The organism is Paenibacillus durus ATCC 35681 (assembly GCF_000993825.1).
Lineage (GTDB): Bacteria > Bacillota > Bacilli > Paenibacillales > Paenibacillaceae > Paenibacillus_AQ > Paenibacillus_AQ durus_B.
The window spans coordinates 1,848,972-1,864,166 of record NZ_CP011114.1; the positions used below are offsets into that span (position 1 = coordinate 1,848,972).

13 protein-coding genes, 1 pseudogene and 1 riboswitch are annotated in these 15,195 nt (G+C 51.0%); of the genes and pseudogenes, 9 read left to right on the forward strand and 5 right to left on the reverse strand.

Annotated features, from left to right (window positions below):
• Nucleotides 1-10: 10 nt before the first annotated feature.
• A riboswitch (TPP riboswitch) is annotated at nucleotides 11-114 on the reverse strand.
• 86 nt (nucleotides 115-200) lie between these two features.
• A complete protein-coding gene (locus VK70_RS08350; RefSeq protein WP_025700556.1) occupies nucleotides 201-1,052 on the reverse strand; it encodes a pentapeptide repeat-containing protein in 852 nt (283 codons plus the stop codon).
• 413 nt (nucleotides 1,053-1,465) lie between these two features.
• Between VK70_RS08350 and VK70_RS08355 the strand changes: the two genes are divergently transcribed.
• The 4 genes from VK70_RS08355 (at nucleotide 1,466) to VK70_RS08370 (ending at nucleotide 5,950) form a co-directional block, all read left to right on the forward strand.
• Nucleotides 1,466-2,416, forward strand: a complete 951-nt coding sequence (locus tag VK70_RS08355; protein ID WP_025700554.1) for an alpha/beta hydrolase — start codon at nucleotides 1,466-1,468, stop codon at nucleotides 2,414-2,416.
• A gap of 155 nt (nucleotides 2,417-2,571) precedes the next feature.
• On the forward strand, nucleotides 2,572-2,814 hold the full coding sequence (locus VK70_RS29480; protein WP_411431701.1) for a transposase: 243 nt from the start codon (nucleotides 2,572-2,574) through the stop codon (nucleotides 2,812-2,814).
• Between the two features lie 218 nt (nucleotides 2,815-3,032).
• On the forward strand, nucleotides 3,033-4,571 hold the full coding sequence (locus VK70_RS08365) for a nitrogenase component 1 (protein WP_025700551.1): 1,539 nt from the start codon (nucleotides 3,033-3,035) through the stop codon (nucleotides 4,569-4,571).
• A 14-nt stretch (nucleotides 4,572-4,585) separates the two neighbouring features.
• A complete protein-coding gene (locus VK70_RS08370; protein ID WP_025700548.1) occupies nucleotides 4,586-5,950 on the forward strand; it encodes a nitrogenase component 1 in 1,365 nt (454 codons plus the stop codon).
• A gap of 220 nt (nucleotides 5,951-6,170) precedes the next feature.
• Here VK70_RS08370 and VK70_RS08375 read toward each other — a convergent pair whose 3' ends face one another.
• The 3 genes from VK70_RS08375 to VK70_RS08385 form a co-directional block, all read right to left on the reverse strand.
• Nucleotides 6,171-6,842 carry an S-layer homology domain-containing protein gene (locus tag VK70_RS08375; protein WP_025700547.1) on the reverse strand — a complete coding sequence of 224 codons (672 nt, stop codon included), beginning with the start codon at nucleotides 6,840-6,842 and terminating at the stop codon, nucleotides 6,171-6,173.
• 100 nt (nucleotides 6,843-6,942) lie between these two features.
• Complete coding sequence (locus tag VK70_RS08380; RefSeq protein ID WP_025700546.1) at nucleotides 6,943-7,515, reverse strand: hypothetical protein; 573 nt, start codon at nucleotides 7,513-7,515, stop codon at nucleotides 6,943-6,945.
• A gap of 75 nt (nucleotides 7,516-7,590) precedes the next feature.
• Nucleotides 7,591-8,460 (reverse strand): AraC family transcriptional regulator, encoded by an 870-nt coding sequence (locus VK70_RS08385; RefSeq protein ID WP_025700545.1) that lies wholly within the window; start codon nucleotides 8,458-8,460, stop codon nucleotides 7,591-7,593.
• Nucleotides 8,461-8,723: 263 nt separating this feature from the next.
• Between VK70_RS08385 and VK70_RS08390 the strand changes: the two genes are divergently transcribed.
• Entirely contained in the window at nucleotides 8,724-9,197 is a 474-nt protein-coding gene (locus tag VK70_RS08390) for a Fur family transcriptional regulator (RefSeq protein WP_025700541.1), read from the forward strand.
• Between the two features lie 223 nt (nucleotides 9,198-9,420).
• On the opposite strand, the gene VK70_RS08395 is transcribed toward VK70_RS08390, so the two are convergent.
• Nucleotides 9,421-10,254, reverse strand: a complete 834-nt coding sequence (locus tag VK70_RS08395; protein WP_025700539.1) for an AraC family transcriptional regulator — start codon at nucleotides 10,252-10,254, stop codon at nucleotides 9,421-9,423.
• Nucleotides 10,255-10,529: 275 nt separating this feature from the next.
• On the opposite strand from VK70_RS08395, the gene VK70_RS08400 reads away from it, so the two are divergent.
• From VK70_RS08400 to VK70_RS08415, 4 genes and pseudogenes are all read left to right on the forward strand, one after another.
• The gene (locus tag VK70_RS08400; protein ID WP_046723132.1) at nucleotides 10,530-11,300 is read left to right on the forward strand and encodes a sugar phosphate isomerase/epimerase family protein; all 771 of its coding nucleotides are present in this window, start codon (nucleotides 10,530-10,532) and stop codon (nucleotides 11,298-11,300) included.
• Nucleotides 11,293-12,426: a Gfo/Idh/MocA family protein gene (locus tag VK70_RS08405; RefSeq protein WP_025699985.1), complete on the forward strand. Its 1,134-nt coding sequence runs from the start codon at nucleotides 11,293-11,295 to the stop codon at nucleotides 12,424-12,426. Before VK70_RS08400 ends, VK70_RS08405 begins: the two co-directional genes overlap by 8 nt.
• A 30-nt stretch (nucleotides 12,427-12,456) precedes the next feature.
• Complete coding sequence (locus VK70_RS08410; protein WP_025699983.1) at nucleotides 12,457-13,425, forward strand: sugar phosphate isomerase/epimerase family protein; 969 nt, start codon at nucleotides 12,457-12,459, stop codon at nucleotides 13,423-13,425.
• A 120-nt stretch (nucleotides 13,426-13,545) separates the two neighbouring features.
• Nucleotides 13,546-15,167: pseudogene (locus tag VK70_RS08415) on the forward strand (glycoside hydrolase family 13 protein).
• The last annotated feature ends 28 nt before the right edge of the window (nucleotides 15,168-15,195 follow it).

Below are 15,195 nucleotides of genomic sequence, written 5' to 3' on the forward strand. Positions count from 1 at the left end.
GTAGATAGGTAAGCTCCAGGTTCCACTTCCCTCCGCTGGTATAATCCAGATCAGGTTCCAAGGGTCCGAAGCTCGCGGCTTCGTCTCAGTCGAATGACTCCCCTAGTGAAATTGCGGTCTTTATTCGGTTATAAGCTTATTTACTATATCATATTCCGGGCCAATCCCTCAATGTACCATTTGGGTCTTACGACTCGAAGTCACCAATGATCGGGAATGCGTACAGAAGGCGGCAGCTTGGTATTCCTATCGCCTTTAGCCGAATTAACTTGCGCCTGAGTGAGAAAAATGCTTCCTGTGAGATCGGCGCCGCTTAAATCGGTATCTCTGAAGTCGGCGCCAATCAGATCAGTCATTCTCAGGTCTGAATTTCTCAGGTCGGATGCAATGAGCAAAGCGCCTCTCAAGTTAGCTCCTCTAAGGTCGGCTCCTCTTAGATTTGCGCCTATAAGATCGCTTCCCTTGCGGATTTTGTTCTGTAATTTTTGATTTTTATTAGGCATTGGCGCAGCTTTGGCCCGTACCTGTTCACTTGCTTGCAGAAGCAGGTCATTGACAATCGCCCGGTGGGCGGGGACGTTAAGCTCCAGAATCGAGCGCGGATTCAGACGGGTGAGCTCTTCCGTTTGTTCAAGAACATTCTGCAAATCTTTATGAATCGGCCGAGTCTCTTCGAAACCAAGCGCTTCATCCAAGTAATTTAGCATTTCATGCAGCTGCTGCATAATCGGGAATACCTCAAACATTTCCTGTGTCAACGCCGGATGATCCCGCCAGTTGTTTCCCGCGTAGGTGATTTGGGACACCTTTTGACCTGCACCAAAGCATTCATATACGGCGCACCCCCGAAAGCCTTTTGTTCGAAGGTCTTTATGAATGCTGCAGCGAAAATCAGTCTGCAAGTTTGGGCAGGGAGTACCCCCGGCTTTATCCATGGCAAAGTCGGCTGATTTGGCATACGGCAAAGCTGCGCAGCACAAACCGAAGCATTGCTCGCAGTCCGCGCTGAATGGATTAATCCCGCTGTCATTGTTGATTCCTGGATTGGACATTTTCTGCACTTCCTTTATGTAAAACTACTTCTATATTCTATAAAGGAATCATGCAGGAAGTAAACCTTCTGTCAATTATTCTCTTAACAACTCCGTACTTGTACGTTTCTGATGGTCTGATTCAAAAAAAGAAAGGAAGTTTAAACATGAACAGTAACAGATACAAGGGATTAGCGTTAATCCTGCCCGCTGTTTCCGAGTTAATGTGGCACTTGATCATACGATCATTTTTGTCGCATTGCCTTCGCTCGCGGAAGACCTCGGATCAGTACACTGTACTTTCTCTCTTGCCTCCATTGGGTTCGCAAAATGACAGCCACCGGAATGGGACTTGGTGCCATTGGGATTGGCTCGGAACATCCATCAAGAAGTCAGTTAGCCCAAATAAAATGATAGAGGGAGAATGAAAAAACATGGAGAAAAAACTTATTCTTGAACCGGAAGCACAAAATTTTGTTGAGGCTACAGCCAATCCGCCATTCTTATTTGATCTAGGACCGGAACAGGGGCGGATTGCGGTCGACGAAGCCCAGGCGGGCGAGGTACAAAAGCCGGATGTGGACATTGAAGATATCAGTATTACAGGTGGTCCAAGCGGCCGCGTATCCATTCGGATTTTACGTCCGAAGCACGTTGCTGAGAAGAATCTGGCTGTCATTTTGTATATACACGGTGCAGGTTGGGTCTTTGGCAACGCACACACCCATGATCGGTTGATCCGTGAACTGGCCGTGAAGAGTGGAGCTGCTCTTGTATTTCCAAATTACAGTCTGTCCCCTGAAGCGAAGTATCCTACGGCCATTGAAGAAATCTATGCTGTGCTGCTGTGGATCGCAGAGTACGGCAAAGAACACGGGCTTGACGCGGATCACTTGGCTGTAGCCGGTGATAGTGTTGGCGGCAACATGACTGCGGCAATCACGCTGATGGCCAAAGAGCGCAGTGGTCCTGCTATTGGACAACAGCTCCTTTTCTACCCGGTTACGGATGCTTCATTTGATACGGAATCCTATCATCAATTCGCGGAAGGATATTTTTTGCGCCGGGACGGGATGAAGTGGTTCTGGGATCAGTATACAAGCGATTCTGAGGAAAGAAACCAGATTACGGCCTCCCCGCTGAGGGCAACTACCGAGCAGCTTCGCGGTCTTCCGCCGGCTTTGATCATTACAGCCGAAGCTGATGTCCTGCGGGACGAGGGTGAAGCTTATGCGAATAAACTTCGAGAGGCTGGTGTTGATGTCACTGCGGTACGTTATCAAGGAATAATCCATGACTTTGTTATGTTGAATGCATTATCGGACACTGCCGCGGCCAAAAGTGCAATATCTCTGGCCAGCGCTTGGCTAAAAGCCGGGTTTTAACACAGTGTTATTTGGGTGCGCAGGTAAACTATGATTCTTAAAAATCTGTGATAACCATGTGATAACCAATGGGAAAAAATCAAGGACCTGCTGCACCGGAACGAAAACCCCAAGGAGGGAGCATCCCCAAAGACCATCACCAGATGCTGAATGCCATGCTGTGGGCGGGGCAAACGGGTGCTCCTTGGCGAGATTTACTGGAAACCTACGGCTCCTGGTCCACCGTCTACAGCCGGTTTCGCCGTTGGCAAATCGCTGGCGTGCAACAGAGCCCGGTATTTTTCCGCTGCCCGTTTGAAGGTCAGGGGGAATTTGGCTGTCACGCCGAAAACCTTCACCGCCTGGATGCCCCGCACATACTCCATGCCCGTCGCGTTCATTTCCTCCAGAAAAGATGAACTTCTCCATTTTCCTGATACTGACCCTCGATAATTTTCTTCAATTCGCTTGTCGCCAGCAGCTTGTTGGCGGCGATTTTGCTTTACAAAATAAGCCATAGAATATATTGACAGAATATGAACGTAAATATATACTTTGGTCATTGTATATAATTCCTAGCTATTTAGTATGAAATATTGCTGTGACGTCATATGGGATAAGAGAGGATGGGTAGCGAATGGGCAAGATCAATTTGAGGATGGTTGAAGTTCAGAATCGCGAGCGGCGGCTCGGCACAATTATCGCCTGGAACGGAACAGCATCGGATCTGCACACGCAATCAGGCTATCAACGAAGAGGAAGCGGATGTAAAAGTAATAAGGATGGATGCCGGCTGTGTGAAGCCAAAGGACCTTTCACTCAAGGCTCGGTGTGCAGTGAGCAAATGGTTGAATGTCAGGCAGGCAATGTCAGAGATGCGGTGCTGATCCAGCATTCACCGATCGGCTGCGGCGCCGGACAAGTTCCCTACAATTCAATCTACCGGAATGGATTGGCCATGAGAGGCCATAAAGTCGAGAATATTAGAATTATCAATACGAACCTGCAGGAGACGGATATGGTGTTTGGCGCGCTTGGCAAACTCAAGCAATCCATTGACGATGCTTGGGAAAGGTATTCACCCAAAGCCATTTTTATAGGAACCTCTTGCCCTACCGGGATCATTGGCGAAGATATTGAAAGTGTTGCAAGGAAGAAAGAAGAGGAGCTGGGGATTCCCGTAATTCCTCTTTTCTGTGAAGGATTCAGATCGAAGCATTGGAGTACCGGTTTTGACGCGACCCAGCATGGCATTTTGCGACAGATTGTGAAAAAAAGCACGAAAAAGCAAGAGGATCTCGTTAATGTCATCAGTCTTTGGGGTTCGGATATCTTTACCCCTATGTTCAAAGAGTTTAACTTAAGAGTCAATTATGTTGTGGATATGGCATCCGTCTCCGATCTCGAGCAATTGTCTGAAGCGGCGGCAACCGTGGGCTTCTGCTATACGCTCTCTTCGTATATGGCAGCGGCGCTGGAGCAGGAATTTGGCGTGCCCGAAGTCAAAGCTCCGATGCCCTACGGATTCGCCGGAACCGATGCATGGCTTCGTGAGCTCGGCAAAGTCACCCATCGGGAAGAGCTTGTAGAGCAGTACATCGCGAAGGAACACGCCAGAGTGAAGCCGAAGATCGCCGAGCTCAAAAAGAAGCTTCAGGGCTTAAAAGGATACGTTGCTACAGGCTCCGCTTACGCCCACGGACTGATTCAAGTACTAAGAGAACTGGATATTCAGGTAGACGGCTCGCTGGTGTTCCACCATGATCCCGTTTATGACAGCGGCGATGCCAGGGAGGATTCGTTGGGGCACCTGATTGAAAATTACGGCGAGGTCCCGTCGTTTAATGTGAGCAACAGGCAGCAGTATCAATTTTACGGTTTGCTGCAGGAGGTCAAGCCGGATTTTATCCTGATCAGACATAACGGTCTTGCGCCGCTGGCTTCCAAGCTCGGCATCCCCGCAGCCCCGCTGGGCGATGAGCATATCGCGATCGGCTACGAAGGCATCGTTAATCTGGGTGAAGCTATTCTGGACATTCTCGCCCATAAAAAATTTCACGATGATCTGAAAAAGCACGCAAAGCTCCCCTACAAGCAGTGGTGGCTTGAACAAAAAGACCCCTACATTCTCGCCAAACACCCGGAATTGATCGATGCGCAACCAACGATTTCATAAAAAAGGAGACTACCATGGCTGTTACTAAAAATGAGCACGGGCAGACCAATTCAATCAATCAAGTGCGCTACGGCTGTGCCGTCGGAGCCCTGTACAGCGTCGTATCCATTCCGGGCGCCGTTCCCATCGGCCACTGCGGACCGGGCTGCATGGACAAGCAATATACCAGCCTGGCCTTTTACAACGGCTTTCAGGGCAGCGGGTATTCGGGAGGCTCGGTCTCTCCAAGCGTCAATGCCGGTGAGAAAGAAGTGGTGTTCGGCGGCGAGAAGCGCTTGGACGAATTAATTAAATCCACTCTCAAGATCATAGAGGGCGATTTGTTTGTTGTACTGAACGGGTGCATCGGAGAATTGGTCGGGGATGATGTCGGAGCGGTCGTCAGTAAATATCAGAAGCAGGGAGTTCCTATTGTGTATGCCGAAACCGGCGGCTTTAAGGGTAATAACTTCGTCGGCCATGAGATCATAACGACAGCCATCATTGATCAATACGTTGATAAATATGCGCTTAACAAGGACCACAGGGAAAAAGGGCTGATTAATGTCTGGTCGGAACTGCCGTATCAGAATACATTCTGGCGCGGGGACCTGTCCGAGCTGAAGCGAATTCTTGAGGGCGCCGGTTTCAGGGTCAATATTTTGTTTGGCGGCAAATCGGCCGGAGTCGAGGAATGGAAGACGATCCCTCATGCCCAGTTTAATCTGGTCGTCTCGCCATGGCTCGGGCTGAAAACGGCCAAGCATTTGGAAGAAAAGTACAATCAGCCGTATTTGCACATCCCTGTGTTACCGATCGGCGCGCAGCAAACCGCTGCATTTATTAGACAGGTCGTTGAGTACGCGGGCATTGACCCTGCAACAGCCGAGTCGTTTATCGAGCAGGAAGAACAAGAATACTACTATTACCTGGAGCATTTCAATGATTTCTACTCCGAATATTGGTGGGGGCTGCCGGCAACCTATGCCGTAGTCGGGGACAGCACGTATAATCTGGCCTTAAACAAGTTTCTGGTGAATCAGCTCGGGTTAATTCCTAAACGACAAATCATCACCGATAATGCGCCGGAAAAATATAGAGAAGCCATCGCTCAAGAATATCAAAAGCTCGCTCATGATGTCGCCACCACTGTCGATTTTGTTGAGGATGGCTATATCGTTGGCAAATTATTGAAAGAGACTGATTTCGGGCACAAGCCTCCGATTATTTTTGGAACAACATGGGAAAGAGACACGGTCAAGGAACTGAAGGGCAAAATTGTCGAAGTCGGATTTCCGGCGTCCTATGAAGTGGTTCTGAACAAAAGCTACATCGGATATAGAGGCGCACTGCAGCTTATTGAGAAAATATTCACTGCCGCTATAAGCGCCAGCGCATAGCTCTCGTCATGGCGCTGCTGATGGAACCAGCCAGGCAATGCTTGCGGAGTGTTCGGTTCTCCCGAAGCCCGCAGGCTCTTACGCTTATTGACTTGCATCATTCATAAAACAATAGACCTGATGAGGAAACTCCTTATCAGGTCTATTTGTATCCGTTTTTTTGCATCCTAATTGAACTATTACAAATGACCCGTTTTCACGGTTCCCCGAACCGTAATGGCTATGAGGGTAACTCACTTCCGTGAGCCTTTAAATATTCCAGCGCATTATACAGCATTACGGCCGCCTCGGCCCGTGTCAGCTTGCTTCGCGGATTGAAATTCCCATCCTTGTCCAACGTGTTGATCTTATATATGAGGGATCGCTGAATAGCGCCTTGGCTCGCAGGGTTGATTTGGGCCTCATCGGCGATATTCGCCGGAGCAATCTTGATCATCGGCAGAATGTTACCTTTTTCGAGCCCTTGAACGAGAAGAACAGTGAACTGCTCTTTGGTCATCGGTTCCTTGGGATCGATATCCGGAGGGATTTCAACGCCGTTATAGTACGCGTTAATAAAAGCCTCGGCGTACCACGCATCATCCTTGACCTTGCTAAAAATATCGCTTGCCACGGGAGCCTTAACGAATCTAATGGCGTCAAGATTAAGCTCCAGACCGCCCGAAATAAACTGGATGCCTTCCGCCGAGCTTATGACGGACTTCGGCATAAAACGCGATCCGTATACTCCCTTAACGAGTCCGCGCTCTTTCAGACTTACGATCTTCTCCTTACCCTGAACGGAACCGATATCAGTGAATTCGCTGCCGGCGGCAAAGCTTAGGCTTCCTGCCGAGAGCATCATTACTGCGCTGATTGAAAAGGCTGCCAAAGACTTTTTAGTTGATATCATACTGCTGCACCTCCTGCTGAGTACGGCTTGGGAAACCGCCATATTCTTTTAAACGGAGGACAGGCTGGAAAGGTTGCGGGAGGGAGGACGGAAAGGTTAATTAATCCAATTCACGGAACAATAGATTACGGTAAGGATAAGGGGAATCGCTGTATTTGAACAGGAGAGCAATTCCCGACTCCTCAATCTTTACCGATCGCAGCCCTCGGGCCCGGACCAAGTCGCGGACCATGGATGCAACTGCCTTGCGGTCACCCCGGCGAATGCCCCGGGCAAGAGCATCGGCGAAATTCCGGTTAAAGGCAAGCTCACGGTACAGCGGCAGAACAGCGCGGGCAATCCGGCGGTGTACCTGCGTACTGAACGTAAACTGCACCAATCCCGGCGGGATGGTAGTACCGTTGGTATAGGACGCAACAGGCAGCGGAAATGTATAGGTAATAAAATAACCGATGGCGTTCGTGCCGTATCCTTGCCGGGCGGCCTGAGGGGCCGCGAGCTTCAGCAGGGAACGCATTAGCTCCAGGTCGGCAACGACGACCGCACGGGACCAAGCGCTCGCATAGCTCTGGCTTCCGGCGATTGCCCGGTAGAACGGCAGCATGCCTCTCGCTACTTTGACCAGCACGTCCGCTGTAACGACTGCATCACTTTTGTTAGACTTCTTAAGCATCCGGTAATCCTCCTTACAGATAAGGTATCTGTTATAAGGTATGGGCTCCGGGCACATATTCGTATGGGTGTTTGCTTAAGCAAGCGGAATAAATATTTTGATCCTCATGTCGTCTGGGAACGTGGAATTCCGCACATCGGTCACTTCAAAATCTGGCCCTTCCCCGCGATCGTAATTTGAATGGGGGAGCCATACGCCGTAAATGAAATCCCGTATCTTCTGAATATGCCTCGCTGGGCCATAGGCTTTGAATTCGGCGTATTTTCCTTCCGGCAGATCGAATTTAATGTACTGACCGTCCGGCGCTTCCGCGCATTCCCCTGCTTCCTCACCTACGATAAAGGAGAATCCGCCATCATCCTGAAAGCGGCAGGAAACGCCGTAGACCATATCTGGCGCCAGTCTATGCGGGATATGCAGATAGCGGCCGTTCCTTCCGAATTCGTCGTAAAAACCGGGAATTTCCCGGTAATGCCGCCCTTCATTCAGATTTGTCTGATATTCACAGCCGATGATCCGTATACGGTTCAAATAGACAATTTCCGGTTTGCCCATCTCGAATTCCTGGTCATTCCTTTCCCGAGCATCGAGGAAACTGATCGGAGGCTGCCCCTCAAAGGCCGGATTCATCTTCCGGTATTTCCCTGGCGTCATCCCGGCGTAACTCTCGAAGGCGCGTGTAAAGGCCTCCTGGGAATGATACTGATAGGCCAGGGCAACCTTGAGAATGCCTTCATCCGAACCCGATAGAAGACGGGCCGCTTCGGTGAGCCTGCGTTTGCGGATGTACTCCTGCACGGTAAAGCCCGATATAGCGAGAAACAGCCGCTGAAAGTGGAAAGGGGAGAAGGAGGCGGATGCAGCGATGTCGCGCATTCCGATCTCCTTTTGTAAATTCCCCTCAATATAATCCACGGCTTTTTGAATCTGCTGATAATATTGCATGGCGGCAGTCCTTTCTGCGATTTTATAGGTCCATTATAAGCGGATCGCTTCCGGTTTTTTTGACTTGAAATGCGGTCCTTCGGCGCGGCGGTCACGGCTTGCCTCTTTCTTTTTTGCTGTGCATTTGATATGCTTATTATAATAATTCTTATCTAGGAAGCTTTACGATTAATCATCCGGTAATCATCCGGGTATTGAACTAGAGAAAGACATGCTTCGCCGGGAGCGAGCAAGACTTTACGTCCGAAAGGGAGGAATTTGGCATGAATCCTATGGATACGATCACCCAGCAGTTTGCCGCGCATAACTATAAGCTGACCTCGCAGCGCGAAGCCATTGTCAAGGTGCTTCTCGACAACGAGAAGGATCACTTAAGTGTCGAAGAGGTATATATGCTCGTCAAGGGAAGCTTCCCGCAGCTTGGACTAGCGACAGTATACCGGACGCTTGAACTGTTATGCGAACTTCATCTTGTTGAGAAAATGAACTTCGGCGACGGTGTATCCCGTTACGACCTGCGCAGCGAAGAGCATGAACATATGCATCATCATCTGATCTGCGATTCCTGCGGCAAAGTGGCTGAAATCAAGGACGACTGGCTTGCGGAGCTGGAGGAGAAACTGGAGAAGGAATACGGCTTCACTGTAACTGACCACCGTCTTGATTTCAAAGGCTCTTACCGGATCTGCACGGGGAGCGGGTGCAAACGGGCGAAGGAAGGCCAGGCGATATCGTAAGCAGGCATAACCGGGAGAAGCCATCATTCGATATTTGGACATTACAAGAAGAAACGGCTGCGCCGTCCTGTTAGGGACGGTATCGTTTCTCGTAGAAATATAAGGCAAATGATAAGCGCGAAGCTTATACTTTCTTATATTTTAAGAAAAAGGGAGTGTTCCGCCGGAATGGCAGGACGCTCCCTTTTTGCCCTATTTTTAAAATCCGCTGGCCCGTCCTGACCTATATAAGCGCAGGCGCGTCCATCTCCCTGCTGTGCGTGCGGAACTGTTTTGGCGACATGCCGTACCGTTTGCGGAACTGCCGGTGGAAATACGTATAGTTCACGAAGCCGCAGGCTTCCGCGATATGCTCTAATGGCATCGGACTGTATACGATCCGCTCACGGGCCATTTCCAGGCGGACTTCATTTACATATTTGACGATGGTTGTGCCAAAGGCCTCCTTGAACAGATGGACGGCGCGCGAGACGGAGATGCCGACATAGGCCGCGACGTCTTCCAGACGGAAAGAAAGCGCCGCATTTTCCTCTACAAACTGCTTCATCCGGTAAGCCAAATATCCCCTCGTAGAGACGGAGGGACGATCCACGGTAAGACGGTCGATTTCCATGCACAGAATCTGCAGGTAGCAGCTTGAAATTTCCGGGGAAAAATCGGACAGGCGGCGCTGCTCCAGCACGAGCTGGCGAAATAGACCGACTAATGCGTCATTAAGCGGGATATGCATTAGCGACGGCCGCAGACGGCTGTTCCACCACCGGTCAATCCACTCCCCCCGGCAAAAAATATGATAATCCCCGCTTTCGACGCGCGGCTCGCCCAGCGGATATTTTTCCTTGTCAATAATAAGGTTGTATGGAACGCCCGGAGCAATGAGCATCAGGCCGCCGCTCTCGACACGCGTGATCTCGCCGTCTATCAAAGCGCTGCAGCTTCCTTCGGTCTGCAGGCGAATGAGATAGTGGGGGAAGCCTTCCGTTTCAGACATTTGGAAAGGTTTATGATGGAAGGAGAATCCGGCGGTTAAAATAGTACAAGGCGCTTCGCTTGGCATATGTCCTCCTCAGGTAGCTAAAAGATAAGCAGATTGTTCATGTTTTAATCATATTATTCATTTTATTATATTTGCTTTCAGATTACGATGATACTAGTTCTCGGGCAGCGAAAAAAAATCAAAAAACGCAAAAACTGCCCAAAAATTCAAGGGAACTTGCGTACATTGGCGTTCTAATCCCGGGAGGATCAAGGTGCAGCTGATGTATAGATAAGCTCTTTTTGTTCAGGTAGACAACAATGCTCAATTCCATGCTGCGGGAGGGATTACAAAAAATGGTGAAGATCGGTTTGCAGCTCTACACGCTTAGAGAAGAACTGGAAAGGGACTTCGAAGGGACTCTGCGCAAGGTGGCTGAACTCGGCTATAGCGGCGTTGAATTTTTTAATTATTTCGGCCGGAGCGCCGAAGAAGTTATGGCGTTGCTTGAAGAAACCGGGTTAACCGCTATAGGAGCGCACAGACCCTATGATGTTCTGCTGGAGAATGCCGATGCCGAGATCGACTACATACTGAAGATCGGCAGTCCATATCTGATCGTGCCTTATCTCACTGAGGAGCAGCGGAGCGATTGGAGCAGCGTTGCGGCCAATTTACGGATTCTTGGAGAGAAATGCCGGGAGAAAGGCGCCGTGCTGCTCTATCACAACCATGATTTTGAGCTTCGGGAGAAGAGCGGCGGGCTGACGGCATTCGACTATCTGTACCGGGAGGTTCCGGCAGATCTTCTCCAGGTTGAAATGGATACCTGCTGGGTGTATTACGGCGGTTATGATCCCGTGCAGTATATCGGCAGTTACGCGGGACGTCTGCCGCTGATTCATCTGAAAGATATGAAGCGCTTGGTGGACGGCTCGGCGGAAACGGTGGTGCTTGGCGAAGGTGAAGTGGATCTAGCCGCCATTCTGAAGGCGGCGGAACAGGCAGGCGTCAAGTGGGCCATTGTGGAGCAGGACTATTGCAGCCGGCCGCCGCTGGACAGCGTGGCGGATAGTATAAAGTGGCTTGAAACAAACTATAAACAAGGAGGCAATATTCATGTTTAAGACACTTAAAATCGCAATTATCGGCTGCGGGGGCATCGCAAACGGCAAGCACCTGCCAAGTCTCTCGCGTCAAAAGAACGCCGAATTGGTCGCTTTCTGCGATATTAACGAAGAACGGGCGCAGGAAGCCGCGGAAAAATATGGCGCAGAAGGCGCTAAGGTATATACGGACTACCAGAAGCTGCTGAAAGACGGCGGCATCGACGTGGTGCATGTATGTACGCCGAATGACAGCCACTCGGCAATTACGGTTGCCGCGCTCGAAGCCGATTGCCACGTAATGTGCGAGAAACCGATGGCGAAGACGACGGCTCAGGCGCAGGAAATGCTGGACGCTGCCCGCCGGACCGGCAAGAAGCTGTCCATCGCCTACCAGAACCGTTTCCGCAACGATAGCCAGTATTTGAAGGAATTGTGCGAGAAGGGAGAGCTGGGCGAAGTTTACTATGCCAAAGCGATCGCGCTGCGCCGCCGCGCGGTGCCGACTTGGGGCGTATTCCTGGACGAAGAGAAGCAGGGCGGAGGTCCGCTGATCGACATCGGTACGCATGCGCTGGATTTAACGCTGTGGATGATGGACAACTACAAGCCGCGCAGCGTAACCGGCTCGGTGTTCCATAAGCTCGGACAGCGGGAGAATGCCGCCAACGCGTTCGGTCCATGGGACCCGGAACAGTTCAAGGTGGAGGATTCCGCATTCGGCTTCATTACGATGGAGAACGGAGCGACGATTGCGCTGGAATCGAGCTGGGCGCTGAACGTCGCCGAGTACGGCGAAGCGAAGACGCTGCTGTGCGGAACGGAAGCCGGTGCCGATATGACCAGCGGACTTCGCATTAACGGTGAACGCTATGGCCGTCTGTATGAGACGAATATCGAGCTTACTCCGGGCGGAGTCGCCTTCTATTCGGGAGATGAAGAGAGCGAGGCGGACCGTGAAGCGCGTCTGTGGCTTGAGGCGGTGAGCGAAGACAAGGAACCGCTGGTCAAACCGGAGCAGGCGCTTGTGGTTACGCAGATTCTGGAGGCCATTTACGAATCCGCACGTACCGGCAAGACGATTTATTTTGACGGAACACAAGATAGCGCAACCAAAGACTCGGCTCAAGCGGTACTGAATAAATAAGACGATAAACGGAGAGGGGAAACACAATCCATGAAACTTGGCGTATTTATGGTATTGTTCGGCGGCCGCAAGCTGGAGGATGCGCTGGACTATGTGGCGGAAAAAGGAGTTAAAGCGGTGGAGATCGGCACGGGAGGTAATCCTGGAAAAAGCCACTGCGATCCGCAGCTGCTGCTTGAAGACGAGCGCGCGCTGAAAGAGTTCAAGCATGCGGTAGAGTCGAGAGGGCTGATTATCAGTGCGCTCAGCTGCCACGGCAACCCGCTGCACCCGCAAAAGGCGCTGGCGCAGAAGGACCACGAGGACTTCCAAAATTCGGTCAGATTAGCGGAGAAGCTGGGCGTTTCGGTTGTCAATACGTTCTCCGGCTGCCCTGGAGACCATGAGGATGCGAAGTACCCGAACTGGCCGGTCGCTCCCTGGCCGAATGATTTTCAGGAAGTGCTGAAATGGCAGTGGGAGAATAAAGTCATTCCTTACTGGATAGAGGCGGGAGCTTTTGCGGCGGATCATGGCGTCAAGGTGGGACTTGAGCTGCATGGCGGCTTCTCGGTGCATACACCGGCAACGCTGCTCCGTCTGAGAGAAGCGGCGGGCGAAGTCATCGGCGCCAATCTGGACCCCAGCCATATGTGGTGGCAGGGAATCGACCCAGTGCAGGCTATTCATATCCTGGGCCGGGCCGGAGCGATTCATCACTTCCATGCCAAGGATACGGTCATAGATCCGGTTAACGTGAACAAGTATGGCCTGACCGATATGCAGACCTATGACAACATGCTGGACCGCGCCTGGCAGTTCCGCACCGTCGGCTACGGCCATGACCTGAAGACCTGGGCGGATATTGTCAGCGCGCTTCGCCTGGTTGGTTATGATTATGTCGTCAGCATTGAGCATGAAGACGGGCTGATGTCGATCAATGAAGGCTTCTCCAAAGCGGTCGACAATCTGAATCAGGTGCTGATCCAAGAGCAGCTTGGCGAAATGTGGTGGCTGTAAGGAGTAAATCCTGACAGTGCTGATTTAGCCGGGAGGCGTAGACGAGCACACCGGGGCCAGGAAGAGTCGGCACCGGTGTGCTTTTTGTTTCGTGAGCTTCAGGTGAAGAGGAGGATTACAATGGAAAATAATAAATGGTGGAAAGAAACGGTAGTCTATCAAATCTATCCCCGCAGCTTTCAGGATACGAACGGAGACGGCATCGGGGACTTGAAGGGAATTATCTCCAGACTGGATTATTTGGCGGAGCTTGGAATCGGGGCTATCTGGCTTTCTCCGGTATGCAAATCGCCCCAGGATGACAATGGCTACGATATTTCCGATTACCGGGACATCGATCCGATGTTCGGCTCTTTGGAGGACATGGAGCTGCTGATTGAGGAAGCCCGCAAGCGGAACATTCGCATTGTCATGGATCTGGTGCTGAACCACTCATCCGACGAGCACCCTTGGTTTCTGGAAGGAAAGAAAGGTAAAGACAATCCATATTATGATTACTACGTATGGAGAGATGGTGTGGAGGGATCGCCTCCCAACGATTTGCGAAGCTGCTTTGGCGGGTCCGCGTGGGAGTGGGTGCCGGAGCTGGGGCAATATTATTTGCATCTGTTCTCTGTGAGGCAGCCGGACCTCAACTGGGATAATCCCAAAGTCCGGCAGGAGATTTACGACATGATCAACTGGTGGATGGACAAGGGAGTGGGCGGCTTCCGGCTCGATGTGATCGATCTGATCGCCAAGGAGCCCGACCGGAAAATCACCGCCAACGGCTCGAATCTCCACAAGTATATTCAAGAGCTCAGCAGGGAAACTTTTCAAAAGGGAGATCTGTTGACCGTAGGCGAAACCTGGGGCGCAACTCCGGAAATCGCCAAGCTGTTCAGCAATCCCGATGGCAGTGAATTTTCCATGGTGTTCCAGTTCGAGCATATCATGTGGATGAACAGGAAGGGAAAGGGAAATGGGATCTTGCGCCGCTGGATTTCTTGAAACTAAAGCAGGTGCTATCCAAATGGCAGACGGATCTGAAGGGCGAAGCTTGGAACAGCCTGTTCTGGAACAACCACGATCTACCGCGTATCGTCTCCCGCTGGGGAAATGACGGAGAATACCGCGTGGAATCTGCTAAAATGCTGGCCACCCTACTTCATGGAATGCAAGGCACTCCTTACATCTATCAGGGTGAAGAGCTGGGCATGACGAATGTGCGCTATCCTCTTGAGGATTTCCGCGACATCGAGCTGCTGAACCTGTACAAAGAGCGAATCGAAGGCGGATACGCCCACGAAGATATCATGGAATCGATTTACGCCAAAGGCCGCGACAATGCGCGTACGCCGATGCAGTGGGATGCTTCCGAACATGCGGGATTTACAGCGGGCCAGCCTTGGATTCGGGTCAATCCGAATTACACGGAGATCAATGCGGCGGGCGAATTAGAGAATCCGGACTCCATATTTCATTACTATAAGAAGCTGATTCGGCTCCGCAAGGAATATAACGTAATCGTTTACGGTGACTACAAGCTGCTGTTCCCTGAAGATAAGGACTTGTTCGGTTATACCCGTACGCTGGGAGAGACCACGCTGTTAGTGCTGTGCAATTTTTACGGAAATACCGTTTCGTTTGATATGCCCGAAGAGTTGGCTGGAGACAAGGAACTGCTGATCTCCAACTATAGTGATGAAGCTTCCGGAGGATCGCTGCGTCCTTATGAGGCAAGAATGTACCTGTTGAAATAAGTTGGAAGAGGATTTTAGGAAACGCCGT